At 57.7% G+C, this 23658-nt stretch carries 26 protein-coding genes; 13 read left to right on the forward strand and 13 right to left on the reverse strand.

The genetic code is table 11. The features are described 5' to 3' along the window. On the forward strand, nt 1-900 hold the full coding sequence (prmB, locus tag AB4090_RS06790) for a 50S ribosomal protein L3 N(5)-glutamine methyltransferase (protein WP_369573114.1): 900 nt from the start codon (nt 1-3) through the stop codon (nt 898-900). Here the strand turns inward: prmB and AB4090_RS06795 are convergent. Continuing rightward, complete coding sequence (locus tag AB4090_RS06795; RefSeq protein WP_369573115.1) at nt 864-1805, reverse strand: LysR family transcriptional regulator; 942 nt, start codon at nt 1803-1805, stop codon at nt 864-866. The genes prmB and AB4090_RS06795 overlap by 37 nt on opposite strands. An 88-nt stretch (nt 1806-1893) precedes the next feature. Here AB4090_RS06795 and AB4090_RS06800 point away from each other — a divergent pair, with 88 nt between their 5' ends. After that, the gene (locus tag AB4090_RS06800; protein WP_369573116.1) at nt 1894-3399 is read left to right on the forward strand and encodes a DHA2 family efflux MFS transporter permease subunit; all 1506 of its coding nucleotides are present in this window, start codon (nt 1894-1896) and stop codon (nt 3397-3399) included. Here AB4090_RS06800 and AB4090_RS06805 read toward each other — a convergent pair. Then, the gene (locus AB4090_RS06805) at nt 3360-4265 is read right to left on the reverse strand and encodes a mechanosensitive ion channel family protein (protein WP_369573117.1); all 906 of its coding nucleotides are present in this window, start codon (nt 4263-4265) and stop codon (nt 3360-3362) included. The two genes, AB4090_RS06800 and AB4090_RS06805, sit on opposite strands and share 40 nt — an antisense overlap. Before the next feature lie 105 nt (nt 4266-4370). Here AB4090_RS06805 and argS point away from each other — a divergent pair, with 105 nt between their 5' ends. Beyond that, nucleotides 4371-6113: an arginine--tRNA ligase gene (gene argS, locus AB4090_RS06810; RefSeq protein ID WP_369573118.1), complete on the forward strand. Its 1743-nt coding sequence runs from the start codon at nt 4371-4373 to the stop codon at nt 6111-6113. A gap of 6 nt (nt 6114-6119) precedes the next feature. Continuing rightward, nucleotides 6120-6926 carry an SPOR domain-containing protein gene (locus AB4090_RS06815; protein WP_369573119.1) on the forward strand — a complete coding sequence of 269 codons (807 nt, stop codon included), beginning with the start codon at nt 6120-6122 and terminating at the stop codon, nt 6924-6926. Here the strand turns inward: AB4090_RS06815 and AB4090_RS06820 are convergent. Beyond that, nucleotides 6895-7359: a YbjN domain-containing protein gene (locus AB4090_RS06820; RefSeq protein ID WP_369573120.1), complete on the reverse strand. Its 465-nt coding sequence runs from the start codon at nt 7357-7359 to the stop codon at nt 6895-6897. The genes AB4090_RS06815 and AB4090_RS06820 overlap by 32 nt on opposite strands. Nucleotides 7360-7370: 11 nt before the next feature. After that, nucleotides 7371-8165 carry a 16S rRNA (adenine(1518)-N(6)/adenine(1519)-N(6))-dimethyltransferase RsmA gene (rsmA, locus tag AB4090_RS06825; RefSeq protein WP_369573121.1) on the reverse strand — a complete coding sequence of 265 codons (795 nt, stop codon included), beginning with the start codon at nt 8163-8165 and terminating at the stop codon, nt 7371-7373. 65 nt (nt 8166-8230) lie between these two features. Between rsmA and AB4090_RS06830 the strand changes: the two genes are divergently transcribed. After that, nucleotides 8231-8785 (forward strand): HNH endonuclease, encoded by a 555-nt coding sequence (locus AB4090_RS06830; RefSeq protein WP_369573122.1) that lies wholly within the window; start codon nt 8231-8233, stop codon nt 8783-8785. Between the two features lie 3 nt (nt 8786-8788). On the opposite strand, the gene pdxA is transcribed toward AB4090_RS06830, so the two are convergent. From pdxA to AB4090_RS06870, 8 genes are read right to left on the reverse strand one after another with little or no spacing between them, the layout of a single operon-like run. Further along, nucleotides 8789-9781 (reverse strand): 4-hydroxythreonine-4-phosphate dehydrogenase PdxA, encoded by a 993-nt coding sequence (pdxA, locus tag AB4090_RS06835; protein WP_369573123.1) that lies wholly within the window; start codon nt 9779-9781, stop codon nt 8789-8791. Continuing rightward, the gene (locus AB4090_RS06840; RefSeq protein ID WP_369573124.1) at nt 9778-10041 is read right to left on the reverse strand and encodes an RNA-binding S4 domain-containing protein; all 264 of its coding nucleotides are present in this window, start codon (nt 10039-10041) and stop codon (nt 9778-9780) included. The genes pdxA and AB4090_RS06840 overlap by 4 nt, the downstream gene beginning before the upstream one ends. Beyond that, nucleotides 10034-10966: an ABC transporter ATP-binding protein gene (locus tag AB4090_RS06845; protein ID WP_369573125.1), complete on the reverse strand. Its 933-nt coding sequence runs from the start codon at nt 10964-10966 to the stop codon at nt 10034-10036. The genes AB4090_RS06840 and AB4090_RS06845 overlap by 8 nt, the downstream gene beginning before the upstream one ends. Next, nucleotides 10959-11270 (reverse strand): lipid asymmetry maintenance protein MlaB, encoded by a 312-nt coding sequence (locus AB4090_RS06850; RefSeq protein WP_369573126.1) that lies wholly within the window; start codon nt 11268-11270, stop codon nt 10959-10961. Before AB4090_RS06850 ends, AB4090_RS06845 begins: the two co-directional genes overlap by 8 nt. Continuing rightward, on the reverse strand, nt 11260-11913 hold the full coding sequence (locus AB4090_RS06855; RefSeq protein ID WP_369573127.1) for a phospholipid-binding protein MlaC: 654 nt from the start codon (nt 11911-11913) through the stop codon (nt 11260-11262). The genes AB4090_RS06850 and AB4090_RS06855 overlap by 11 nt, the downstream gene beginning before the upstream one ends. Nucleotides 11914-11930: 17 nt before the next feature. After that, on the reverse strand, nt 11931-12410 hold the full coding sequence (gene mlaD, locus AB4090_RS06860) for an outer membrane lipid asymmetry maintenance protein MlaD (protein WP_369573128.1): 480 nt from the start codon (nt 12408-12410) through the stop codon (nt 11931-11933). A 16-nt stretch (nt 12411-12426) separates the two neighbouring features. Next, nucleotides 12427-13203: a lipid asymmetry maintenance ABC transporter permease subunit MlaE gene (gene mlaE, locus AB4090_RS06865; protein ID WP_369573129.1), complete on the reverse strand. Its 777-nt coding sequence runs from the start codon at nt 13201-13203 to the stop codon at nt 12427-12429. After that, nucleotides 13200-14012 (reverse strand): ABC transporter ATP-binding protein, encoded by an 813-nt coding sequence (locus tag AB4090_RS06870; RefSeq protein WP_369573130.1) that lies wholly within the window; start codon nt 14010-14012, stop codon nt 13200-13202. The genes mlaE and AB4090_RS06870 overlap by 4 nt, the downstream gene beginning before the upstream one ends. A gap of 354 nt (nt 14013-14366) precedes the next feature. Between AB4090_RS06870 and speD the strand changes: the two genes are divergently transcribed. Continuing rightward, nucleotides 14367-14768, forward strand: a complete 402-nt coding sequence (speD, locus tag AB4090_RS06875; RefSeq protein ID WP_369573131.1) for an adenosylmethionine decarboxylase — start codon at nt 14367-14369, stop codon at nt 14766-14768. 45 nt (nt 14769-14813) lie between these two features. Here the strand turns inward: speD and plsY are convergent, their stop codons facing one another. Then, nucleotides 14814-15476: a glycerol-3-phosphate 1-O-acyltransferase PlsY gene (plsY, locus tag AB4090_RS06880; protein ID WP_369573132.1), complete on the reverse strand. Its 663-nt coding sequence runs from the start codon at nt 15474-15476 to the stop codon at nt 14814-14816. 46 nt (nt 15477-15522) lie between these two features. On the opposite strand from plsY, the gene folB reads away from it, so the two are divergent. The 7 genes from folB (at nt 15523) to AB4090_RS06915 (ending at nt 23650) form a co-directional block, all read left to right on the forward strand. Then, on the forward strand, nt 15523-15891 hold the full coding sequence (gene folB, locus AB4090_RS06885) for a dihydroneopterin aldolase (RefSeq protein WP_369573133.1): 369 nt from the start codon (nt 15523-15525) through the stop codon (nt 15889-15891). A gap of 154 nt (nt 15892-16045) precedes the next feature. Next, nucleotides 16046-16393, forward strand: coding sequence for a DUF4168 domain-containing protein (locus AB4090_RS06890; RefSeq protein WP_369573134.1), 348 nt, complete (start codon nt 16046-16048; stop codon nt 16391-16393). Between the two features lie 172 nt (nt 16394-16565). Then, nucleotides 16566-16994, forward strand: a complete 429-nt coding sequence (gene rplM / locus AB4090_RS06895; RefSeq protein WP_369573135.1) for a 50S ribosomal protein L13 — start codon at nt 16566-16568, stop codon at nt 16992-16994. A 12-nt stretch (nt 16995-17006) separates the two neighbouring features. Beyond that, nucleotides 17007-17393 (forward strand): 30S ribosomal protein S9, encoded by a 387-nt coding sequence (gene rpsI / locus AB4090_RS06900; RefSeq protein WP_369573136.1) that lies wholly within the window; start codon nt 17007-17009, stop codon nt 17391-17393. A gap of 90 nt (nt 17394-17483) precedes the next feature. After that, the gene (gene argC / locus AB4090_RS06905) at nt 17484-18518 is read left to right on the forward strand and encodes an N-acetyl-gamma-glutamyl-phosphate reductase (protein WP_369573137.1); all 1035 of its coding nucleotides are present in this window, start codon (nt 17484-17486) and stop codon (nt 18516-18518) included. A 161-nt stretch (nt 18519-18679) separates the two neighbouring features. Continuing rightward, nucleotides 18680-19855, forward strand: coding sequence for an EAL domain-containing protein (locus AB4090_RS06910; protein ID WP_369573138.1), 1176 nt, complete (start codon nt 18680-18682; stop codon nt 19853-19855). Nucleotides 19856-19888: 33 nt separating this feature from the next. After that, nucleotides 19889-23650 (forward strand): EAL domain-containing protein, encoded by a 3762-nt coding sequence (locus AB4090_RS06915; RefSeq protein WP_369573139.1) that lies wholly within the window; start codon nt 19889-19891, stop codon nt 23648-23650. The last annotated feature ends 8 nt before the right edge of the window (nt 23651-23658 follow it).

Raw genomic sequence — 23658 nt, forward strand, 5'->3', positions numbered from 1 at the left:
ATGCGTTGGCAAGCATATCGAGAGATCGCTGTGGGCCTGGAGAGCATTGGGGATTTCTGGCGCTACGGACAGAGCCGCTTTACCCGCGCCGGCATCGACTGTAGCCAGGGATACCAAACTCCGCGCGCCGAGGCCGCGGCACTCGTGGCACGACGCTTGGCCCTGGAGCCTGAGGATTTGCCCGAATTGCGCGCCGCGCGGCTTACCCAGGAGGAGCGCGCGGCGGTGCTGTATGCCTTTTACCAGCGCGAAATCCTGCGTCGCCCAACGGCGTATATTCTGCAAGAGGCGTGGTTTGCCGGGTTACGGTTTTTTGTGGATGAACGTGTCCTGATTCCCCGCAGTCTGCTCGAACCCTTCATCGAAGAGGGCTTTGCGCCGTGGCTGGCGGAAAATCGTGTGCAAAGCATTCTGGAGATTGGCACGGGCTCCGGCTGCATGGCGGTGGCCCTGGCCCAACGCTTCCCCGAGGCGCAAGTCGATGCGGTCGATATTTCCGCCGGCGCCTTGGCCGTGGCGCAGCGCAATGTCGATACGCATGGCTTGAGCGAACGAGTGCGCCTGCGCAGATCGGACCTTTTCTCTGCCCTCGCCGGCGAACGCTACGACCTGATCGTTAGCAACCCACCCTATGTTGATGCCGCCGCCATGGCGGAATTGCCATCGGAGTACCGCCACGAGCCACGTCTTGCTCTGGCCGCTGGAGAGGATGGCCTGGACTGCCTTCTACCCTTACTGCAAGAAACCCCGTCCCATTTGCAGCCAGGCGGGGTGCTGGTGCTGGAAACTGGCGATGCCGAGGCGGCCCTGATGACCAAGTATCCAGACTTCCCGCTGATGTGGCTGGAGCATCCTGCCGGTGGCTATGGTGCCTGTGTGTTACTCGCAGAAGAAGCCTGACGCTGGGCCCCGTCCAACGGCAGAAGCAGGTCCAGAAAGGCACGTAAGGCGTGGGACGCATGCTCGACCTGCGGATGCACCAGATACAGGGTCCAGAACAATCCCTGCGGTGGTTCCAGGCGCAAGGAAGCCAGCGGCCAACGCACCTTGTCCAAGGCCTCGACCGAGGCAAAGCCGATGCCGAGCCCGGCCGCGACGGCCTCGCGCAGGGCCTCTACGCCAGTAACTTCAACGGTATAACTGGGCTTGAGTCCAGCCGCGCGTAGCGCTGCTGCCACGCGCCGGCGAATACCCGAATGCGGCTCGCGCCAGACAATGGGTTCGCGCAAGATTTCTGCCCAGGTGGCGCTTTGCTTCCCGGCCACTACCCACGGGTGCTGCAGGGGTAAAATCGCTACTAGCTCATCCTCGCGCCAGGGACTCTGCTGCAGGTCGTTGGGTAGCTGCTCCGGGGCGATGGCTTCCTCGGTGAAGAGCAGATCCCAATCATTCCAATCCCAGTCTTCCAAGGCCAGCGCGCCGGTCTGTAAGCGTAATTCTATGCCGGGATAGGCGCTGCGAAAGCGCGCCAGATGTTCCATCAAAAAATAGTTGGCGACGGTGCTGCTGGCCGCGATGCGGAGTTGACCCTCTTGTTGTTGCTGGCGCCGACTCACCCAGTCTTCAATTTGCTGGAGGTTGCCGCGTAGGGTACGTAGCAGGGGTAACAGTGCTTCGCCAGAGGGACTGAGACGGATGCCACGTCCGGCACGCAGGTAGAGTGGTTCGCCCACGGCGTTTTGCAGCCGCTGCAGTCGCCCGGAGATAGTAGGCTGGCTGCGATGTAAGCGTTCACTTGCGCTTGCCACGCCGCCTTCCTCTGCTACTGCGAGAAAACTCAGAAGATCCTCAGGGTGTAATTTCATCGGAGATTTCGATCAATTAAGGCAAACAAATCCATTGGATCAATATAAGCCAGAGCGCTAGGGTTGCCTAGTTCAGTTGGGGAGAATGATGGAGCAGAGCGAAGAAAAAATGCCCTGGTTGTTGTTTCTGGGCGTTGCTTTGGCCCTTGCCCTGGGGTCTTTTGATGGCGCTGCGGTGCAAGGCATCTTTCCCTACCTTGCAGGTGGTGTAGCCACGAGCAGCGATCATGCACTCTGGGCCTTGACCTACTTCATCGTCAACTGGTCGGTGGGAATCACTCTCATGCCCTGGACCTCTGCCCGCTTTGGTGCGCGCCGGGTCTTTTTTGGCGCCTGTCTGCTGGCGGCGCTGGGAAGTGTGATTAGTGCGGCCACCAGTAATCTCTGGATTCTGCTATTAAGCCGCGCGATGGAGGGAATGGCAGCAGGATTACTGGTGCCCCTCAGTCAGAGTTTGTTTCTGCGCGCGAGCCCGCCAAAGCAGCACGGTTTGGTTACCGTACTGTGGAGCAACGCCATGCTGGTACCCTTCTTCGTTGGTCCTGCTCTGGGCGGTTATCTCGCCGTTACGCTTAGCTACCGCTGGATATTTGCCCTTTCGGTGCCCATCTGGTTGTTTGCCGCATGGCTGGGCTCCGGGCAGATTCGCGAGGAACGCGGGCCGCGACCGCCAGCCTTCGATCTCGCCGGCTTTCTGCTACTCTACGCGGGTCTCATGGCCTTGCAGATCGTCCTTGACAATGGCGAGCAGTATGGTTGGTGGCACTCGCGCTTCATACTTAGTGCCAGCCTGATCGCCATCGGCTTGCTATCCCTTTTCGCCTGGCGTGAAGCGAGCGCGCAGCATCCGCTATTACGTTTTCACTATCTGCGGCAGCGCAATTATTGGCTGGGGCTGGTCTTGCTGTGTCTGGGGTGGGCCTTGTTCATGGGCTGGGCCTCGTTATTGCCTCTCTGGGCGGAGCAGAATCTTGGTTTCAATGGCTGGTGGGGCAGTAGCATCCTCATCCCCATTGGCCTGGCGGCGGTGCCAGTGTCTACCTTGATGGATCGACTGCGCGGGCTTTTTGGTTTGCGTCGGCTGGCCAGCGCCTGTTTTCTGCTTTTCGCCCTCGCCTACGGCACGGCGTATCTGAGTCCGATGATGAGCCTGGGGGATCTGTTCTGGCCGGTGTTTTTGCTCGGCTTGGGGGTTGGTTCTCTCTTTGTGCCGCTGACCCTCATCATCCTCTCTGGCATACCCAAAGAAGAAACACCTTTGGCGAGCACCACCAGTAATTTTATCCGTGTCTTCAGTGCCAATATTGGCGTTAGTATGTTGGAGGTCTTCTGGGCGCGCGGTACGGCGTTGGCACAGGCACACCTGCGTGCCGATCTGCGGCCAGTGTCCGGTCTCCCGTTGCCGATGTTGCGGCAGCATATGGAGATCCTGGCCGCTACCCTGAGCCTCAATAACCTGCTACGTCTGTCTATGTGGATTGCCCTGATGGCCGCCGTTATCGCCTATGTTTTTCTGATTTCGCCACGGAAAATGGCGGCGACGGCTGCAGCAAGTTATGTGGAAGAAGAGGAACGCGAAACGGCTTCTGCGTAAATCCGCGCATCGTCAGGGCGGGCAAAGCTGATCTCCTGACGCGGACGCGGGACTTCGATGCCGGCCTGGTCCAGGGCCTCGGCGAGCAACCAGTGATATTCGGCCCGCGTACTCCCCGGCCGCATCAAGGCATAGCGGTCTACCCAGACGATCATCTCGCAATCGTAACCGGCTTCCCCAAAGGCACTGATCCAGAGACTCGGTTTTTTGCCTTCTACATTTAGGGTGTGCTCCGAACGATGTGCTGCCGCAATCACCAGCTCCCGTAGCGCCTCGCGGTCGGTGCCGTAGGGCACGCGGAAGGGAATGTGCAGGCGCATGGTGCTATCACTCAGGCTCCAGTTGATGACGTCGCCATTCACAAACTGCGAGTTGGGTACGAGGATGTCGATGTTGTCGTTGGTGCGCACTTGCGTGTAACGCACGCCCAGGTGTACCACGGCACCGTGCAGACCATTTTCCTTGATCTGGATGTAATCACCGACCTTGATGCTCTGTTCCATGAGGAGGATGAGTCCAGAGGCAAAGTTGCTGAAGATGTTCTGCAAACCAAAGCCGAGACCGACGCCGACGACGCCGCCCAGGATCGACAAACTGCTCAGGTTGACGCCCATGCTTTGTAGAGCGATCAGCACGCCAAAAACGAGGACGATGTAGTAGCCGATGCGGGAAATGGCATACGCCAAGGAGGGATCCAGCCGCCGGCTCAGGAGGATCCGCGTTGCCTTGCGTAGCCAGCGTGCGCCCCACCAGAGCAAGATCAGGACGACGATCAGTTCGACAATGCCTAAGGGCTCGATTTGGATGCCGCCGGGAAATTGGATCGGTGTGCGGAACCAGGTCCAAATGATGTCGAGTTGTTTCACAGGTTACGTCTCAACGGGATCCTTGCCAATATTGTATGGCCCCTGACGAAAGAGGCAGCTTCAGGTACACTGCAACAAAAATTCTTTTTGCTCAAGGTTTGTTTTGTGAAAAATTTCGTTGTTGAACCCCTTTTGCTTGCCCTGCAGGCCTTGCAGCAGCAAGGTTTGTTGCCGGAATTTCCCGCACAACTCGACTTCGATCGCCCGCGACAAGCCGAACATGGTCACCTCGCCAGTAATGTCGCTTTGCTCCTCGCCAAGGGCGCGGGCAAAAAGCCGCGTGATCTGGCCGCCGCTATCGTCGACGTGTTTCCCGCATCACCATGGATCGAACGGGTAGAGATTGCCGGCCCAGGCTTTCTCAATTTCTTTTTGCGGCCTATCGCCTTTCAGGCGGTCGTTGCCCAGGCGCTGGAGCAAGGGCGAGATTTTGGCCGGCAGGATCTGGGCGCAGGCCAGCGCCTGCACCTGGAATTTGTTTCTGCTAACCCGACCGGTCCCTTGCACGTTGGACATGGCCGTGGCGCCGCCTACGGCGCAAGTCTGGCGGAGATCCTGCGTTTTTGTGGCTATGAGGTCTTTTGCGAATACTATGTGAACGACGCCGGGCGGCAGATGGATATTCTCGCTGCCAGTGTCTATCTTCGCTACCTGGAGGCGGCGGGCGAGAAATTGCCCTGGGAGTTTCCGCAAAGTTCTTATCGTGGCGACTATGTGCGCGAGATTGCGGCACATCTGCTGGCTGCCGAGGGGCATGGCTGGTGCGGCGTGGCGGCGAACATGCCCAACCTGGCGGCCATCGAGGATGGTGATCAGGCCATCGACAGCCTCATCGCCTATCTCAAGACCTCTTTCGGGCCAGAGGCGTATGGACGCCTGCATGCCGCCGGTTTGCAGGAAATCCTTGGCGACATTCGCGATGACCTTGCCGAGTTTGGTGTGGTCTACCAAAACTGGTATTCCGAGCGCTCGCTCATGCAAAACGGCGCGGTAGAGCGGGCGATGGCGCGCTTCCAAGAGGGGGGGCATTGTTACCGGGCGGAGGGGGCCTTGTGGTTTCGCTCCACTGACTTTGGCGATGACAAAGACCGTGTGTTACAGCGGGAAAATGGTGCCTATACCTACTTTGCTTCGGACGTGGCCTATCACTTTGAGAAGAGCACGCGCGGTTTCACCCAGCTCATCGACATGTGGGGGGCCGACCACCATGGGTACATCCCACGGGTGCGGGCGAGCATGCAGGCCCTGGGTGCTGATGCCAATGCCCTGGAAGTGCTGCTGGTGCAGTTTGCCATTCTTTATCGCGGTACCGAGAAGGTATCGATGTCGACCCGTGCCGGAGAATTTGTCACCTTGCGCGAGCTGCGCAAGGAGGTAGGCAATGATGCCGCCCGTTTTTTCTATGTGCTCAGGCGCGCTGATCAACATCTTGATTTTGATCTGGAACTGGCGACCAAACATTCCGAGGAAAATCCCGTCTATTACATTCAGTACGCCCATGCACGGGTACATTCCTTGCGGCGGCAGGCGACGGAACGTGGTTTGACTCTTCCGACGGAACTGCCCGATTTGGCCAGTCTCACTGATCCGCGGGAATTGGAGCTGGCAGATTTGCTCTGGCGCTTCCCCGAGCAGGTGGCGAGTGCTGGACGCGACCGCGAACCGCATCAAATAGCATTCTACCTAAAAGACCTGGCGGCGAGTTTCCATACCTACTACAACGCCACGCGGATTCTGGTGGAAGAAAATGAGCTGCGTTTGGCGCGCTTGGCTCTCGCCAATGCCGTGGCGCAAACATTGGCAAATGGCTTGGCCCTGCTGGGGGTTTCGGCGCCGGAGAAGATGTGATCGGCAATGCGTGACTATAAAGGCCATAGTAGCCGCAATCCGCAACCGGAGCCGACGCACGCGCCCCCTACCCAGCGGCGCGTGCAGCCAGTAGTGGAAGCGGAGCCGGAAGAAGAGCTGGAAATTTCTCCATCGGCTCGGCGTCGGGGTCATGGTTGGATTTGGCTGTTGCTGATTGCCCTGCTGCTGCTCAGCGGCGCGATTTGGTGGTGGGTGGCAAGCCTGCCGATGGCGAGTGGCCAACTCGGTTTGTACCCCAGTGTTGCCACTCAGGAAACGACTTCCGCCGTGCCAGCCGCCACCGCGCCAAAGCCAGCGTCGAGCAACGCGGTACCGGTGGCTAAAACGGCATTAGCAGCATCTGCTCCCGTATTGAGCACTGCTGTCGCGGCCTCTGTCAGTAGCGCGACCGCCTCTACCCAGAGCGTCGTACAATTTAATTTTTACCACATTTTGCCGCAGATGAAGGTCGACATCCCTGCCGATATCCTCGGCAGTGGGCCGGGGATACCGAGTGCGCAGACCTCTAGCGCCCCTGCCGCGGCGCCGGTACGCATACAGGTGGGGGCACTTAACAATCTGGCCGGCGCACAGGTGATCCAGGAGCGTCTGGAGCTGCTCGGCATCCCCAGTCGCCTGGAAAATCTGCGCGGCAATGATGGTGCCAGTTATTACCTAGTCTTTACCCGCCGCTATGCCTCTCCGATCGATGCGCAATCGGCCTTGGCCAAGATTCGCGGTATGGGGGTGACGCCCATGTTGCAGCCTGTCGCTCCCAATCTCAGTGGGCCGTCGGCGCCTCCAGCGCCTTGATGGCCGCCGCCGCACTCTGCTTGCCGTCGGCTACTGCGCGAAGGCCAGGAAGGTAATGATTGCAAGTCTCTACCGCCGACAAAAGGTAGCTCTGCAGAAGCTCTACCGAGAGACAGGATTCGGGGATTTGCACGCCACTCTTGCAATTGATCTCCAAATCATCCCAATCGAGTTCGAAATTACCCAATGGCAGTCCATAGTTGGCGCGCGTCAGAAATTCGGCGACCGCTGCCTGGCGCGCCGCCGGAAATTCCAATCCTTGCGCCCGCACATAAAACAGGATCCGCTCCAGTTCCGTGTGCACATGGCAGAAGACGTCGAGGGTACCGTTGGGCACTGCCACGGCGCAGGTGATGACCGGATAGTCCTGCAGGGTTTTGGCGTTCCAGCCTAGATGATGAAACAAGGCCTCGGCGGCCTCCAGATGCTTCACGATGTTGCTCCTTATTGTGCGAGTGCCTCGGCGAGGCGAACAAAAGCTGCAAAATCCAGCGTCTCGGCACGGGCCGATGGCGCGATCTCCAAGACCTCCAGCATAGCGCTATCAAAGACTCCCTTGAAGTTGTTGGCTAGGGTCTTGCGCCGTTGTGCAAAGGCAAGACTGACGACCCGGGCAAAAGGTGGCAAGAGTTCCGGCACCAGGCGGCGGTACGGCGTGAGGCGTACAAAGGCGGAGTCTACCTTCGGTACCGGGCGGAAATTGCCCGGCGCTACTGGAAACAGGACTTCTACCTGGGCCTGCGCCTGCACCATCAAAGACAGGCGTCCATAGGCAGAGCTCCCAGGACCAGCCGCCAGACGATCAGCGACTTCTTTTTGCAGCATGAAATGCATGTCGACGATGGCATCGCTCTGTTCTAGAAGATGAAAAATGAGAGGCGTAGAGACGTTATAGGGGAGATTGCCGACAACGCGAAGTGGCTGCCCGGCCTCTTGTGCAAGTCGATGAAAATCCACCTGTAGGGCATCGCCAGCAATGACCTGCAAACGCTCCGCAGGAGCCAAGGCATGTAGATTCGCTAGGAGATCGCGATCTAGCTCGATGACCCGCAAGGGCTCCACGCCGCCGTGCGCCGTCAGTAGCGCCTGCGTAAGGGCACCGGGGCCGGGTCCGATCTCGAGCAGTGCGTCATTTGGGCGCGGTGCAACGACCGCAACGATGCGGGAGACAATCGCCGGCTGCACCAGAAAATTCTGGCCAAAACGTTTTTTCGCCTGGGGCAGCTTTGCTACTTGCAATTCTTGCCGTCCTTCATGCTATATTGCCTTGACGCCCCTGGCGGGCGCTAAGCAACGGAAAGCCAATGCATCTCGTGCTTCGTCTCGACATCAGCGGCCGTCCCATGGCTTGGGAAACCTGGGAAGAAGCTGCTGCCCATTATGCCCGCGGCAACGTCGCGTGGACACTAGGGGATCCTTTTTTCACCGCTCACGGCGGTACCTCGCGGTGCAGCGGTGAGATTTCGCTGCTCAACATCCACCCGCTGATTGCGGTGCGTGGCCGTCATCAGGGCAAGATTCGTCCCCCCGCTCTGAATAACCCGACCTTGTTTCATCGCGATCGCCATCTTTGCCTATACTGTGGCGGCAGCTTTCCACAGCGGGACCTCACCCGCGACCATGTCGTACCGCTTTCGCGCAAGGGTCGCGATGTATGGACCAACGTTGTCACCGCCTGCCGGTGGTGCAACAGTCGTAAAGACAACCGTACCCCGGAAGAGGCCAATATGCCGCTGCTCGCCGTGCCCTTCACGCCAACCTGGGCGGAATACCTGCTGCTCAGCAATCGCCGTATCCTTGCCGACCAGATGGAGTTTTTGCTGGCACAGGTGCCCATCGCTCGGCAGCACGTATTCTAGACCTCAGCTACTGCTCAGGCGGCGCTGGCGGACGATTTCCGCCGCCGCCTGGATGGCGTGTAACAGGCTGTGGATCTCGGCACGGCCACTCCCCGCGAGGTCTAGCGCCGTGCCATGATCCACACTAGTACGAACGATCGGCAAGCCGAGGGTGATGTTCACTGCCTCGCCAAAGGCATGGTACTTGAGTACCGGCAGGCCCTGGTCGTGGTACATTGCCAGCACCGCATCCGTATCTTCTAAAAAGCGCGGCGTGAAGAGGGTATCCGCAGGCCAAGGACCTGTAATCGCCCAACCCTCCCCCTGTAGTTTTCCGATGACCGGCGCGATGATGTCGATCTCTTCCCGGCCCAGGTGCCCGCCCTCGCCCGCATGGGGATTGAGGCCGGTAACACGGATACGCGGCTCTGCTAGACCAAAATCCTGCCGCAGCCCCTGCTGCAAGAGGCGCAGACTACGTTCCAGATCCGTGGCATTGATAGCGGCGGCGACATCCCGCAACGGCAGGTGGGTGGTGGCGAGGGCCACACGCAGGCCGCGCCCAGCCAGTAACATCAGTACCTCACCTTGCCCACAGCGGGCGGCCAGATACTCGGTGTGACCGCTGAAGGCGATCCCCGCATCATTGATGACACCCTTATGGATGGGGCCAGTGACCAGCGCATCCGCAAGCCCTGCCTGGAGTAGAGATACGGCGCGGTCCAAGCCCTCCAGTACCGCCGGGGCATTGGCCGGATCGAGCTGCCCGGCACGGCAGGAATGGGGCAGGGTGATCGGCCAAACGGAAAGCGTCTGGTTGTTCTCAGGCCAGCCTTGCTCCGGGCTCCAAGGTGCAAATGCCACTGGGATTCCGAGCTGGATAGCGCGGTGGCGCAGGCAGTCGATGTCACCAATCAGGACCAGTGGGGGGAGCATGTGCTGCGCGAGAGAGACGCAGAGATCGGGGCCGATGCCTGCCGGCTCACCAACGCTGAGCAAAAGACGCAGACGGCTCATACAGGCTCCGTCTCCGTCAGAATGCTCACCACGCCATCCGGTCCTTCTACCCGCGTTGGCAGGCGTAGAACCTCAGCCTCGAGAATACGCTGCGGCAAATCCAGGCGCAGTCGATCACCAGCTTGTACCGCAGCCCCTGCCTTGGCAGTGCGCCCGTTGATCTGCACGCGACCAGCATCGCAGAGGGTCTTGGCGATGCTACGTCGTTTGATCAGGCGCGACATCTTCAAAAACAGATCCAGGCGCAGAACCTCAGCCATGGCTGCGGGCCTCTTGGAGAATATCGGTAAAGACTTCCTCCAGCCGTGGCTCTTGCAGATGCAGGTCGATGATCTGCGCCGGTAATCCCTGCAGCGTGCGCAAGACCTCACTCATCGGATGCAATACCTCGTCGACTTGCAGGACGCGCGTATTGCCATTGGCACCGAGAAGAATCGCGCTGAGCGCGCCGGGTAGCTCCCCCGGGTCGCGGTCGAATTCGATGGTGAGGGTGCGCTTGCGCTGATTTTTGGCGAGCAGGCGGTCTTTCTGATCCAGGGCTATGACTTGCCCGTGTTGCAGAATGGCGATGCGTTCGCACAGCTCTTCCGCCTCTTCCAGGTAATGGGTGGTCAGAATGACGGTGTGGCCGAGGCCGTTGTAGCGCCGCACAAAACGCCAGAGGCTCTGACGCAGTTCGACGTCGACGCCCGCGGTGGGCTCGTCCAGGACCACCACTGGCGGACGATGCACCAAGGCTTGGGCAATCAGCACGCGGCGTTTCATGCCGCCAGAGAGATTGCGCAGATTGGTATTCGCCTTGTCGCTCAGGTCGAGCTCGGCCATGAGCTCATCAATCCAGTCATCGTTGCGGCGCAGACCAAAATAACCCGATTGCCAGCGCAAAAATTCGCGTACGGTAAAAAACGGATCGTACGCGAGTTCCTGCGGCACTACCCCCAAGAGCTGGCGACTCTGGCGATATTGGCGCTCGACATCGTAACCAAAAATTTCGGCGACCCCGCTCGAACGATGCACGACCCCGGAGAGAATGTTGATGAGCGTCGATTTGCCGGCCCCATTGGGGCCGAGAAGTCCGAAAAATTCCCCCGCTTCGACATCGAGATCGATGCCGGCAAGGGCGAGGAAACCATTGCCGTAGACCTTGCGCAGGCTGCGAATATGGACGGCGGCCTGCTCAGGCACAGGCATTTTCCGGCCAGAGTTGCCCGAGTCCATACAGACTCAGCAGGTCGTACAGAGTCTTGGGCAGGTCACGCAGCTCTGCCTTACTCCCCAAAGTGCGCTGGGCACTTTGCCACTCCAGCACAAAGGCGAGCGTTGCGCTGTCTAGGGCGGTTACCCCCGCTAGCGAGAGATGTGCCCACTGGCGCTGCAGAAGGGCCTTGGCATCGCGACGCAGGACTTGATCGAGGGGGCGCAAGCGCCAATCGCCGCTGAGACGCAGTCCGCCAGCGGCGTCTTTTTCCCAACTTGCCTCAGCTGGCATGGGCTGTCTGGGTGCCGGCATCCGCTACCTTGCTTTTCAGCTCGTGCAACAGTGCGGGGATCCCGTGTTGCCCAGCAATATTGCCAAAGGCCTGCCGGTAGTTGAGTACCAGGCTCACGCCGTCGACGTAAATATTGTAGATCTGCCATTGTTTGTTGTTTTCGATCAGGGCGTAAATTACCGGAATGGTCTTGCCTTGGCCCTGATCGATGTCCATGTTGACTTGGGCGACCGGCGGATTTTGCGAAATCTGCTGGCTGCCCTCTACCTTCACATCCTGTCCATGATATTGATTCAGTGCGTTGCTGTAGGTCTTGACCAAGAGTTCCTGAAAGAGTTGGGTGAACTCCTTTCTCTGGGCAACATCCATCTGTCGCCAATAGCTTGCCATCACATAGGCCGACATGGTGTTGAAGTCGATATGTGGGACGATGGCATCGGCGACTTCTTTCTTGACTGCCGGTGTGACCGGTTTACCCTCGTTCTTTTGCAGGATCTGCAGGACGTTATGGGTCATGTTCTGCACGACGGCAGAAGCCGCTTGCGCGCCACTAGCCGTCGCGTAGGCTGTTTGACCGAGCAGGAAGGACAGGACGAAAGCTGCCAAAATCCAAAGCTTGTGCTGCCGATGGGCCATGTGCATGGGGATCTCCATTTGCGTTAGTGTGTCGTTGTGCCAGAGGAGCTGCCACTGGCTTTATCAAAAACCATTTGGCCGATGAGCTGGTCGATGTTGACGGCCCCTTGGGTGAGGGTGATGGTGGCCCCAGGCTTCAGATTCTGCAGCATCCCGCCAGGCTGAATGGCAACGTACTGCTCGCCCAATAGTCCCTGGGTATAAATCGAGGCACCGGTGTCGATGGGGAGCTTGATGCGCGGTTCAATGCGCATCGTCACCTCGGCGCGGAAGGTCTGTGGATTCATACCGATATGGGTGACTTCACCAATGGTAACGCCGCCCAGTTTGACCGGACTGCGGTCCTTGAGGCTCCCGACGTTGTTGAAATCGGCGTGCAGGACGTAGCCATTGCCGTAGGCAAAACCCGAGAGGTTGCCGACGCGCAGGGCCAGCACCGCCAGGGCTGCAACACCTAAGAGCACGAAGATGCCCACCCACCAATCGATTGCCCGTTGACTCATAATTTGTTCCTCAACATCAAAAAAGTAGAGCCGTCAAAATGAAGTCCAAACCCAAGACGGTGAGCGAGGCCATGACAACGCTGCGGGTGGTAGCGGCGCCGACGCCCTCGGCAGTGGGTTTGGCAGAAAAGCCCTGCCAGACCGCGATCCAGGTCACTACCAGACCAAAGCAAAGGGCTTTCAGCAGACCATTGAGGATGTCTCCACTCAGCGTCACGTTGGACTGCATCTGCGCCCAAAAGGTGCCGCCATCGACCCCGAGCACCGGTACCGAGACCAGGTAACCGCCGAATATTCCTACCAGATCGAAGATGACGCAAAGAATTGGGACGGCAAAAATCCCACCCCAGAGTCGTGGCGCAACCACCCAGGCGAGCGGATTGACAGCCATCATCTCCATGGCCGCGAGCTGCTCCGTCGCCTTCATCGAGCCGATCTCGGCGGTGAGTGCCGAACCGGCGCGGCCAGCAAAGAGCAGGGCGGTGAGCACCGGACCAAGCTCACGCAGCAGCGATAGCGCAATCAATGTGCCCAATGCCGAGGTGGCGCCAAAGCGGACCAAGGCATAGTACCCCTGGAAACCGAGCACCATACCGGTAAAGAGTGCCGCGACGATCATTAGCGCCAGCGACAGTACGCCGAGGCCATACACTTCTCTCAGCCACTGCCGGAAGCTGAAATGACGGTTGCCTACCGCGCTCAAACCGCCCAATAACAAACGGGTAGCAGCGCCGAGGCGGGGCACTGTCTCCCAAACCACATGCCCAAGGCGCGGCACGAAAAAATCGCTCACCTAGTCTCCTTTATGCCCAAGGCCACAGCAAAAGATTCTGACGCTGGATAGTGAAATGGTACAGGTCCCTCGGGTGTACCACGCAGAAATTGCTGTGCCAAGGGCGACTCACTGGCGCCCAATGCCTCCGGGCTGCCTTCGGCAATCACCTTGCCGCCACCCAGAATGTATCCGTAATCGGCAATCGCAAAGGTCTCTTTGACATCGTGGCTGACGACAATACTGCTGGCGCCAAGGGCATCATTGAGACGCCGAATCAAGCTGGCGATAATGCCAACACTGATGGGGTCGAGGCCGGTAAAGGGCTCGTCGTAGAGGATGAGCAGGGGGTCCATGACTACCGCGCGGGCGAGGGCGACGCGGCGTGCCATACCGCCAGAAAGCTCCGCAGGCATGAGCTCGGCGGCACCACGCAGACCCACAGCCTCGAGTTTCATCAAGACGAGTTTTTGCAGTAGGGATTCGGGTAGGCGAAAATGGCGGCGCAGCGGAAAGGCCACGTTTTCAAAGGCGCTGAGATCGGTGAACAGCGCACTGTGCTGAAACAGCATCCCCATCCGTTGCCGCAGCCGGTAGAGAGCCTCCCGGGAGAGCAGCGCGGGGTTCTGTCCAGCAACCATCACTTCGCCACTCTGGCCCTGCAGATTACCAGCAATGAGATTGAGCAGGGTGGTTTTACCGCCACCACTGGCGCCCATCACGCCAACGACGGCCCCGCGTGGGACATGCAAGTCGACCCCATCCAGAACCACATGCTCCCCCCGCGCAAAATGTAGGTCGCGTATTGCTACCAGGTCGTTCTCTGTCAAAATCCTCTGCCCATTTCTCTGTTCATCGTGCTAATTATACTCGGCCAAGGCATCGCTAGGCCAATCAAAGATGTTACAGGTGTTATGGATTGCCAAAATCTCGCAAATTTGTGACAAAAACCTTTCATCTTGAAGGCGTTGTGGCGTTTTTTTCCGCCCTTGCATCGCTGCGCAAAAAGTGTATAGTTGCCAACCTGTTTCCACGGCACCGAAAGCAGTTACGGAGGGGTCAGTCCTTAAGAGACTCGGAGCGCGGCAAAGCCGGTTCCAGCAAGGTAGGGCATAAAACCAAGTACTGTCTGGGGGTGCACGGGAGCTACTTCTTAACCTTTTTGCTTGTTAGGGGGGGCACCTATGCGCTCATTGGGACACCAAATCGTTGCAGACTTTTACGGATGCGACAGCAGTACCTTGTCGGATGTTGATTTTGTTACCGATGCCATGCTCGAGGCCGCCAGGCGTGCCAACTGCACCATCGTCACCCAGACCTTCCATCACTTTTCTCCCTATGGCGTGAGTGGTGCGGTCATTGTTGCTGAATCCCACTTGGCTATCCACACTTGGCCAGAGTATGGGTACGCCGCGGTAGATGTGTTTACCTGTGGCGATGTCATTCAGCCGGAAGATGCCTTGGGCTTCCTGAAAGAGGCCTTCGGCGCTGCACAGGTCTCCACCATGGAGATGAAGCGCGGCCAGGTGGAGATGATGGGCGTCCCCAGCCATGAGGTTCGGGTCAAGCCCGTACTCTGTGCCTGACTAATCATCGCCGCACGCAAGGCACCTCATTGAGGTGCCTTTTTCTTATGGGCGTCGGCGGAATGCCGTCTCCTCGCCACTGAGTAGGCGCTGAATATTGCTGCGGTGACGCCACAATACCCAGAGAGCCAAAACGATGACGAGAACCCGCAGGCTCACTTGCGGTAAGAGATACCAAGCATAGACCGGTGCCGCAATGGTCGCGATCAGTGCCGACAGGGAAGATACGCGGCTAGCAACAAAGACCAGTAGCCACGTAGCGATGGTGGCCACGCCCAATAGGGGCGCGATAGCCAGCAAAATTCCGAGGGTCGTGGCCACGCCTTTGCCACCGCGAAAGCGAAAATATACGGGATAGAGGTGGCCAAAGAAGGTCGCCAGTGCTACCAGGGCCACGGCCCAGTCCGGTAATCCTGCCAAGCGCGCCGCAACAACCGGCACTAGTCCCTTTACCAGATCTCCCAGCAGGGTAAGCGCGGCAGCCTTTTTGCCCCCAAGACGCAGCACATTGGTTGCCCCGGGGTTGTGTGACCCAGCATGCCGCGGGTCCGGCAGCCCCAGCGCGCGGCTGACGAAAATGGCGGTGGCAAGGGAGCCAATCAGGTAAGCGGCTATGCACCAGGGTACGATCAACCAGGGAGATGCGAATAGCAAAATGGGTGTACTCAGCACATGGCAGTGGCCAGGGAAAGCGGTATCATAAAGCATTTGCTGGCGAAGAACAGACTTTGCCCGGTACCAGAGCGGAGAGCCCATGGATATCCTTTTTGTACGCGAACTCAAGGTCCAGACCCGGATTGGCATCTATGATTGGGAACGCGAGGTCCCGCAGACCGTCCTGATTGATCTGGAAATTGCCGCCGACGCAGCGTGTGCCGCAAAGAGCGACAGTGTGAGCGCCACCATCAACTATCAAAGCGTATGTGATCGCATTGTCGAGTACCTGGAGGGAACGGAAACGCAACTGGTCGAGACCGTGGCGGAAACCATCGCGCACATGGTTCGCGAGGAGTTTTCTGCCCGTTGGGTGCGGGTTAGCGTGCATAAACCCGCAGCCGTGCGCGGCACCCGCGACGTAGGTGTACGCATTGAGCGAGGAATTTTAGAGCCTGGCACGATATGAGCCCGATCTGGCCCGTTGGCGACGTCCATAGGTCGCTTGCAATCCCGTTACGGTGGGGTTAGTGTGGCGCAGAGGTATCGGAAAAGATAACGTAACATGCTGATATATTAGTTTATTATTTACATTCTTGGCACTTTTTGTGAGGAGAAAGCAGATGCGAAGTCTGAACCAATTTCCGTTGCGCGCTGGTATTTTTGGCGCCGCGTTGTTTGTTCTCGGTGGCTTTGCCAGCGTTCCGGCACTGGCAGCAACTCCCGGTCAAATCCATGATTTTGCTCAGGCAGTGGAACAGATCAAGCCTTTGAATGAGCAGGTTCATGCGGCTATCAACAAAGCGGGTGTCACGGCCGCACAAAAGGAAGCGATGAAACAGTCCTACATGGAAAAGGTAAATGCTATCCTCGTCAGTCATCATCTGACGGCGGAACAATACGGCAGTATGTTGCAGGAAACGCAGAAAAATCCTACGTTCGCCAAGGAAGTCGAAGCGGCCATGCGCTGATTGATGTTCCTCGGGCAGAGGCAGGAGGTCTCTAGGAGTTGCGCTTCTTCGCCATCAGGCAGAGAAGCGCAACCGACGCTGTGAGGGGCCATAATGATAATTTTTCATTGACACAGAGGTTACTTAACTTTATTCTCTCGCGCCTTGACGTTCAGGTAGAGCGGAGTGCTGCATGAAAACCTATTCTGCCAAATCCCATGAAGTACAAGGGGATTGGTTTGTTGTCGATGCCACGGATAAAGTCCTTGGCCGTCTTTCCGCGGAAATTGCCAAGCGACTGCGCGGCAAGCACAAGCCGGAGTTTACCCCCCACGCCGACATTGGCGACTATATCGTCGTCATCAATGCCGACAAGATTGCGGTGACTGGCAACAAGGCCAAGGATAAGATGTATTATCGGCACACCGGCTATGTCGGAAACCTGAAAAGTGCCTCTTTCGAGAAAATGATGGAGACGCACCCCGAGCGGGTCATCGAGATTGCCGTTAAAGGCATGTTGCCCAAGAATCCCCTGGGTCGGGCGATGTATCGCAAACTCAAGGTGTACACCGGCGCGCAGCATCCGCATGCGGCGCAGCAGCCCCAACCCCTGCAATTCTAAGGCGGATTTCGTATGGAACAGTATTACGGTACCGGTCGTCGCAAAAGTGCTACCGCGCGTGTCTACCTGCGGCGTGGCAGCGGCAAAATCAGCATCAACAAGCGCAGTCTGGAAGAGTATTTTGGTCGCGAGACCTCGCGCATGATTGTGCTACAGCCCTTGGAACTGACCGGCAACGGTAGCCAATTCGACATCCTTGTGAATGTTAGTGGTGGCGGCGCCAGCGGTCAGGCGGGCGCGATCCGCCACGGCATCACCCGCGCCTTGATGGAATACGACGAAACCCTGCGCCGGCCCCTGCGTAGCGCTGGGTTCGTTACCCGCGACGCGCGCGAGGTGGAACGGAAGAAGGTCGGTAAGCACAAGGCCCGGCGGAGCCATCAGTTCTCCAAGCGCTGAGATTTTTATCGCGCTCGTTCCAGCCGCCCCTCCGGGCGGCTTTTCTGTTTGTGCAGTATATTGTCAGAGAATGCGTGGGGAGAAAAAATTATGATCCGGGTCGGCATTGTTGGCGGTACGGGATATACCGGTGTGGAGCTCTTGCGGCTGCTGCTTCCCCATCCCAAAGTCGAGGTGGCGGTAATTACCTCACGCGCCGAGGCAGGGCAACGTGTCGATGCACTTTTCCCCAACCTTCGGGGACATACCGACTTGCAATTCTCGGCAGTTGCCGGCAAAGACCTGCATGACTTGGATGCGGTATTCTTCGCCACGCCGCATGGGGTAGCCATGGAGATGGCGCCCGAACTCTTGGCGGCGGGGGTGAAGCTGATCGACCTCAGCGCCGATTTTCGTTTGCGCGACGCCAACGTATTTCAGGTTTGGTACCGGCACCAGCATCAGAGTCCTGCACTTCTGCAGGAGGCCAGTTATGGGTTGCCGGAGATCTTTCGGGAAGAGATCCGTAATAGTCGCTTGGTCGCTAACCCCGGCTGTTACCCCACCGCCGTGACCTTAGGTCTCGCGCCCTTGCTTGAGGCGAACTTGCTCGACCTGGATTACCTGATTGCCGATTGTAAGTCGGGGGTGAGTGGTGCCGGCCGCAGTGCGCGCCTAGGCCTGATTTTGCCGGAAAGCGCGGATAGCGTGAGCGCCTATGGCGTGAGTGGTCATCGCCATCGTCCAGAAATCGAGGCAACCTTGAGTACACTCGCTGGCAGCAGCGTTCAGTTGCAGTTCACTCCGCATCTGATGCCGATGATCCGCGGCATTCATGCGACCCTCTACGGGCGTTTGCGCCAGCCCATGCGCAACGAGGAACTGCAGGAGCTTTTCGAGCAGCGTTACGTGCACGAGCCCTTTGTCGACGTAATGACGTTTGGGGAGCATCCCAGTACCCGCGCTGTACGCGGAGCGAATGTCTGTCGCATCGCCCTGCATCAGCCACGCGCTGGACAGGTGGTAGTACTCTCCACCATCGACAATTTGGTCAAGGGCGCTGCCGGGCAGGCGGTACAAAACCTGAATTTGCTCTTTGGCTGGCCGGAAATTTTGGGTTTGGAACAAATCGCGCTACTACCATAATCGAGAATTATCAAAAAAGTTACACAATGTACAATATATTTTAAGTTTTCTCGCGATCTTGCCGAATCGGTTTTTTCGACTATAGTAGCCTCTATATGGATCCAGGCTCTGCTCATGGGGGGCTTGGTAAAAATCATTACATCGGCAAGAACGGCGCTCTTATGATCAATGACATCACCGCTTTTCAGGGCTTCATGCGCGCATGCAAGGCCCCCGGTCAGGCCTGCAGTAGTGCGAGTCTGCAGGCCGTTTTTTCCCTCCCAGGTGATAAGCTCAGCTGGCGCTTTCCCGAAGATGTGCTGGCATATTTTCAGCCCATTTATTCGGTGTATCAGGAACGCATCGTTGCCGTTGAGGCGCTGGCGCGTGTCCGCGCCAGTAGTGGAGAGGTATTGCAGCCAATGCAGTTTCTCCCTTTTCTTACCTTGGACCAACGGCGCGAGCTCAGTCGGCAGATGCTCGTTGCTGGTATTGCACTGCTGGAAACATTGGATGCTGAGGGGATTTCCCTCGACCTCTCCTTCAATGTGGATCCAGATTTCATGGAGGATCAGGATTGCGTGCCCTGCTTCCTGGGGGTGCTTGGCAGCACTACCGTCTCGCCGCAACGGATTACGCTGGAGCTCCTGGAAAGTGGCGACTTTTTGCAAGGTGATATCGCTGTACTCCGTTTACAAGCCCTGCGCGATACGGGGGCACAAATTGCCCTGGATGATATTGGTAGCGCCTATTCTTCCCTCCTGCGCTTAAAAAATCTGCCCATTCAGAAAATAAAGCTGGATCAAGAGCTCGTTCGCGATCTGGATCGCGAGCCCAAAATCATGGCCTTTTTGCAAAGCATGAAGTTTCTTGCCGATGGATTGGGCGCCACTCTAATTGTCGAGGGCGTGGAGACACTGACGATCCTCGATGCGGTTGCTCAATTGCATCAAGACCTTGTGCAAGGGTATGCAATTTCCCGCCCGATGCCGAGCGACGCATTTCTTGTTTTTGTTCGCGACTACGTGTGTCCTTTGGTAGGCTCCAAACCTGGCTCCCTATTGGGAGCCTACGCCGCCCACGTACTTCGTCGTCCGCTGATGCACAGCCTGCAACATGATCACGATACTGTAGCCCTGACCAAATTTCTGGAAAACTGCCCCCTACTGGAATACCTCCGCAATCACCCGAGCCCGGTGAGTGCACCAGTCCTGGACGCCTATGCAGCATTATTGCGTGGCGCCCGTGATCTTCCACACGTACCGCTGCATCAGCAGATCACCGAAGCGGAACTGCAACTGCAGGCCATACTCTACGACGCCATCCGTGCAGCGCGGCATGATGTGCTTGGGGGCTGATTCCGTTTCCTGCGGCTTGCGGGGATCTCGGCCTTGAAAAAGGATTTCGACCCAGCACTTCTCACAGAAATTCGCTTGCCAGTTTGGGAGAATGCGAAGCCCATCGGACGACTTTGGTGGGTAAATATCTGGCTGTTTCTCGCTACGGTGCTCGCGAGCGTGCTGGGGGGCTTACTTTTTCGGGACGTGCTGCCGAGTCAATATTGGCCTATTTGGCCAGCGGAGGGAGTGGCGGCCTATGGCATCCTCGCTTGGGGGCCGCGGGTAATTCCGGGGCTGCTGCTCGCGCGCATTTTCGTGAGCTTGGTCTTTCTTCACTTTCCCGTACCCATTGCCTTATGGGCAGACCTGGGAAGTATTTTTGCACCCTGGTTAGGACGGCGACTCCTCTATCAAATGACCCCCGATTGGAGGGGTTTCGGCAGTGTTCGTCATACCCTGAGTTTTCTTTTGCTGTTTTGTCTGATCCCGGCTTTTATTAATGCCGCCTGGCTGATTGCTGGCACTAAGCTCCTGACACAGGTGGCCGGCCCGTCCATGCAGAATCTGTTTTTCTATTGGACCCTCGCGCAATTCGCCTCTTTCCTGAATATCGGCGTATTATTGCTCGTCTTGCTGCATGGGCATAACCAAGCGCCATTACGCTTGCCGCGCAGTTTTCTGCCCTTTGCTCTGCTGATGCTGGCCATCGTTGTTGCCCTCTTCTTCCAACATTTTTCTGCGGGCAGTTTGGCGGAGGCGAGTGTCGTTCTCTTGGTCTTGCCATTTATCTGGATGTTGTCCAAATATCCGGTGCAGCTGGTGTATCCGCTGGCTGCCCTGAGTTTCCTTCTTGCCCTGTTGGGAACCAGTCATGGATTTGGCCCTTACGAACACGATGAGTTGATGCTGCCGGAAACCCTGGCCCTGATTATTGGCATGGTTTTAGAGGTGATGGGCCTGCTTGCCGGGGCCATGATGGCAGAGCGCAGCTCTGCCAGTGTGGCGCTGGAACGATTGAATCAGGATCTGGAACAGCGGGTTTTCGCACATTCCCAGGATTTACGGCAGCGCAATCGCGAGCTACGTATCCGCGATGCGTTCCTACAATCGGTTACCGAGATTAACCGACTTTTTTCCGCACCGGCACAACAAGACTTGCCTCGTATTCTCGAGCAATTCTGCAGCATCTTGGTTTCGCGCATGCAGCTCGCTGCCGTATGGATTGGGCAGGTGAAGGAGGAGGAAAACCGCATTCATCTGGCGGCAGCGGCCGGTCCACTCACCTCCCCACTGGCCCGCGTGCAACTGCATTGTTACGCCCGCGAGGGCCAGCCGCAGTCTCCCGCCGGCCGCGCGATCGAAACCCAGCGCACCATGCTTTTCTCGGCTGATGATCCACTCTTTGCACCGTGGTATGCCCTGATTCAGCAATATCGCATGGGAGGCAGCATCTACGCACCGTTCTCTTGGCCGGATGGAAGTCCCGGAGTATTGGCCCTTTACCGCTATGCGGATGCAGCGTTTCCGGCGGAAATAAACGATTTGTTGGAACGCCTGAGCGCGGACCTGGCGGCCTTTTTACGTCAGCGTCAGGTAGCGCGTGAGCTGGAAGACATCCGAACGCTTCAGAAGACCATGTTAGTAAGTGGTGATATTACCTTGCGCGCTCGGGAAGCGCCCAAGATGCTCCAGGCCATTTGCGACGAGTTGATTCGAAGTAAACTCTTCAATGCCGCGTTTATTGTCCGTCCAGATGCCTCGGGAGTGTTCCAGGCGCTTGCCCTGGCCGGGCATAATGTGGACTGGATCATGCGCCGGCGTTGGACCATTCACCCGGACGACGTACCTGATGGGCAGTCGCTCACCTCTCGTGCCTGGCGGGAGGGTAGTCACCTGGTTGTTCAGGACTATTTGGAAGCGCTGGGTAGCGACGCTGCCTGGTTTGCTGATGCCCGGGACAACTGCTGGCACTCCGTTGCGACATTACCTGTTTATCACTTCGAAGAACGTTGGGCGATGTTGAATGTCATCAGCGATCGAGCCCATCTGTTCAACGAGGAGATCATAGAAGTGCTGCGCCGTGTGGCGTTGTTGCTTGGCCATGGTTTGGATGAAATTCATCTGAAAGAACAGTTGTCGGAGGAACGGCAGCGGCAAAGCCACCTGGCTCGCCATGACGCCCTTACCGGACTAGCGAATCGCCGGGGGCTGACGGAGTTTCTCCAGCCGACGATGACCCGCGCACGCCGCAATGACAGTTTACTCGCGCTAGCCGTCCTTGATCTGGATGATTTCAAACCGGTGAACGATCAATATGGCCATGCGGCAGGGGATCTCTTGCTGCAAGAGGTAGCGAATCGCCTGCGCCTATCCCTGCGTCAGAGTGATCACTTGGCGCGCCTGGGCGGAGATGAATTTGTTCTTGTCTGGGACAACTTACAGAGCCGGGAACAAATCCATTCCATACTCGAGAAGATTGGCGATACCCTGGCCCAGCCATATTTTCTGTCCGACTTGCCGATGATCCGCATTCACTTGAGCGCAGGCATTACGTTTTATCCGCAGCCAGACGTGACTCCTGGAGATGCCGATTTACTTTTGCGCCAGGCCGACCACGCTCTCTACGAAGCCAAGGAAAACAAAGGTATACGTAATTCTTTCTGGTCATTTTTTGCGGATGAGGCGGCCAGCGAGCGACAGCGAATCCAAGCACTATTGCGTAGTGGACAGATGCTTTTGCAGTATCAACCCATTCTTGATCAGCTTCATGATCGCATTGTTGGCGTGGAGGCGTTGGCCCGTCTCGCTGGTGGCGAGAGAGCGATATCGCCGGGGGATTTTCTTCCCTTCCTCTCCCCGGAGGACCAGTGGGTTCTCACCGGTTTGGTTCTTGCTCAGGTCAGCGAGGACTGGCAATCCTGGGAAAAACAGGGGGTCAAACTGTGGGTAGCGTTGAACATCCCCCCCAGTTTCCTGGCGAGTAACAGTAGTCTCGAAAGGCTTCAGCAGCTGCTTAGGAGCTGCACGGTCCCCGCCGAGCAGTTGATATTGGAAATTCTTGAGAGTGATGAATTGCTGTCACTTGATCTGAGTGCGCAGTCGATCCGCAAACTACAGGCTCTTGGGTATCGTGTTGGCCTCGATGACGTGGGAACGGGGTACGCGTCCCTTCTCTATTTGAAGGAGCTGCCCGTCGATGAGATCAAAATCGACCAGGCCTTCGTGTTGCACCTTGGTGAACATCCGAATGATTTGCACTTTCTGCGCGCCTTGCTCGATCTCGGGCAATCACAAGGACTGCAGGTCATTGTCGAAGGGGTGGAAAACCAAGCCATTCACAACGTCTTGCGCTTGATGCAGGTGCCGCTGCTGCAAGGCTATGCTATTGCCCGCCCGATGTTTGCGGAGGCAGTGCCCGGTTGGTTGGACGGGCGATCGCGAGTGCAACAACGTAGTGACACCACGGGCTATGATTTACTCCAGCTCTATGCCGAGGTCGTCGATTATCAAAAAACCATATTTGCCCTGGTTAGCCTGAATCCCGATTGGTTTTTGCGCTTGGCGCCCTGGTCCGAGGAACAATGTCCCATTCACCGTCGTTTAAGCGGGTTTGATGTTGTTGGACTGGAAGAGGTTGTGCGTGCCCACGAGGAATATCATCAGCAACTCGAGCGAATCACGACGGCGCTGGAGCTGGGGCTGAGTGGCGAGATCCTCGCTTTGCAGCGCGCAGGGGAACGCGTATTGAGCAGCATTGACGGAATCATCCAGCGTCCGCACCTGCTGCAACCCGTTCGTCGTGCTCGGGCCTAGCATTCGCT

This window comes from Acidithiobacillus sp. IBUN Pt1247-S3, assembly GCF_041146875.1.
GTDB lineage: Bacteria > Pseudomonadota > Gammaproteobacteria > Acidithiobacillales > Acidithiobacillaceae > Igneacidithiobacillus.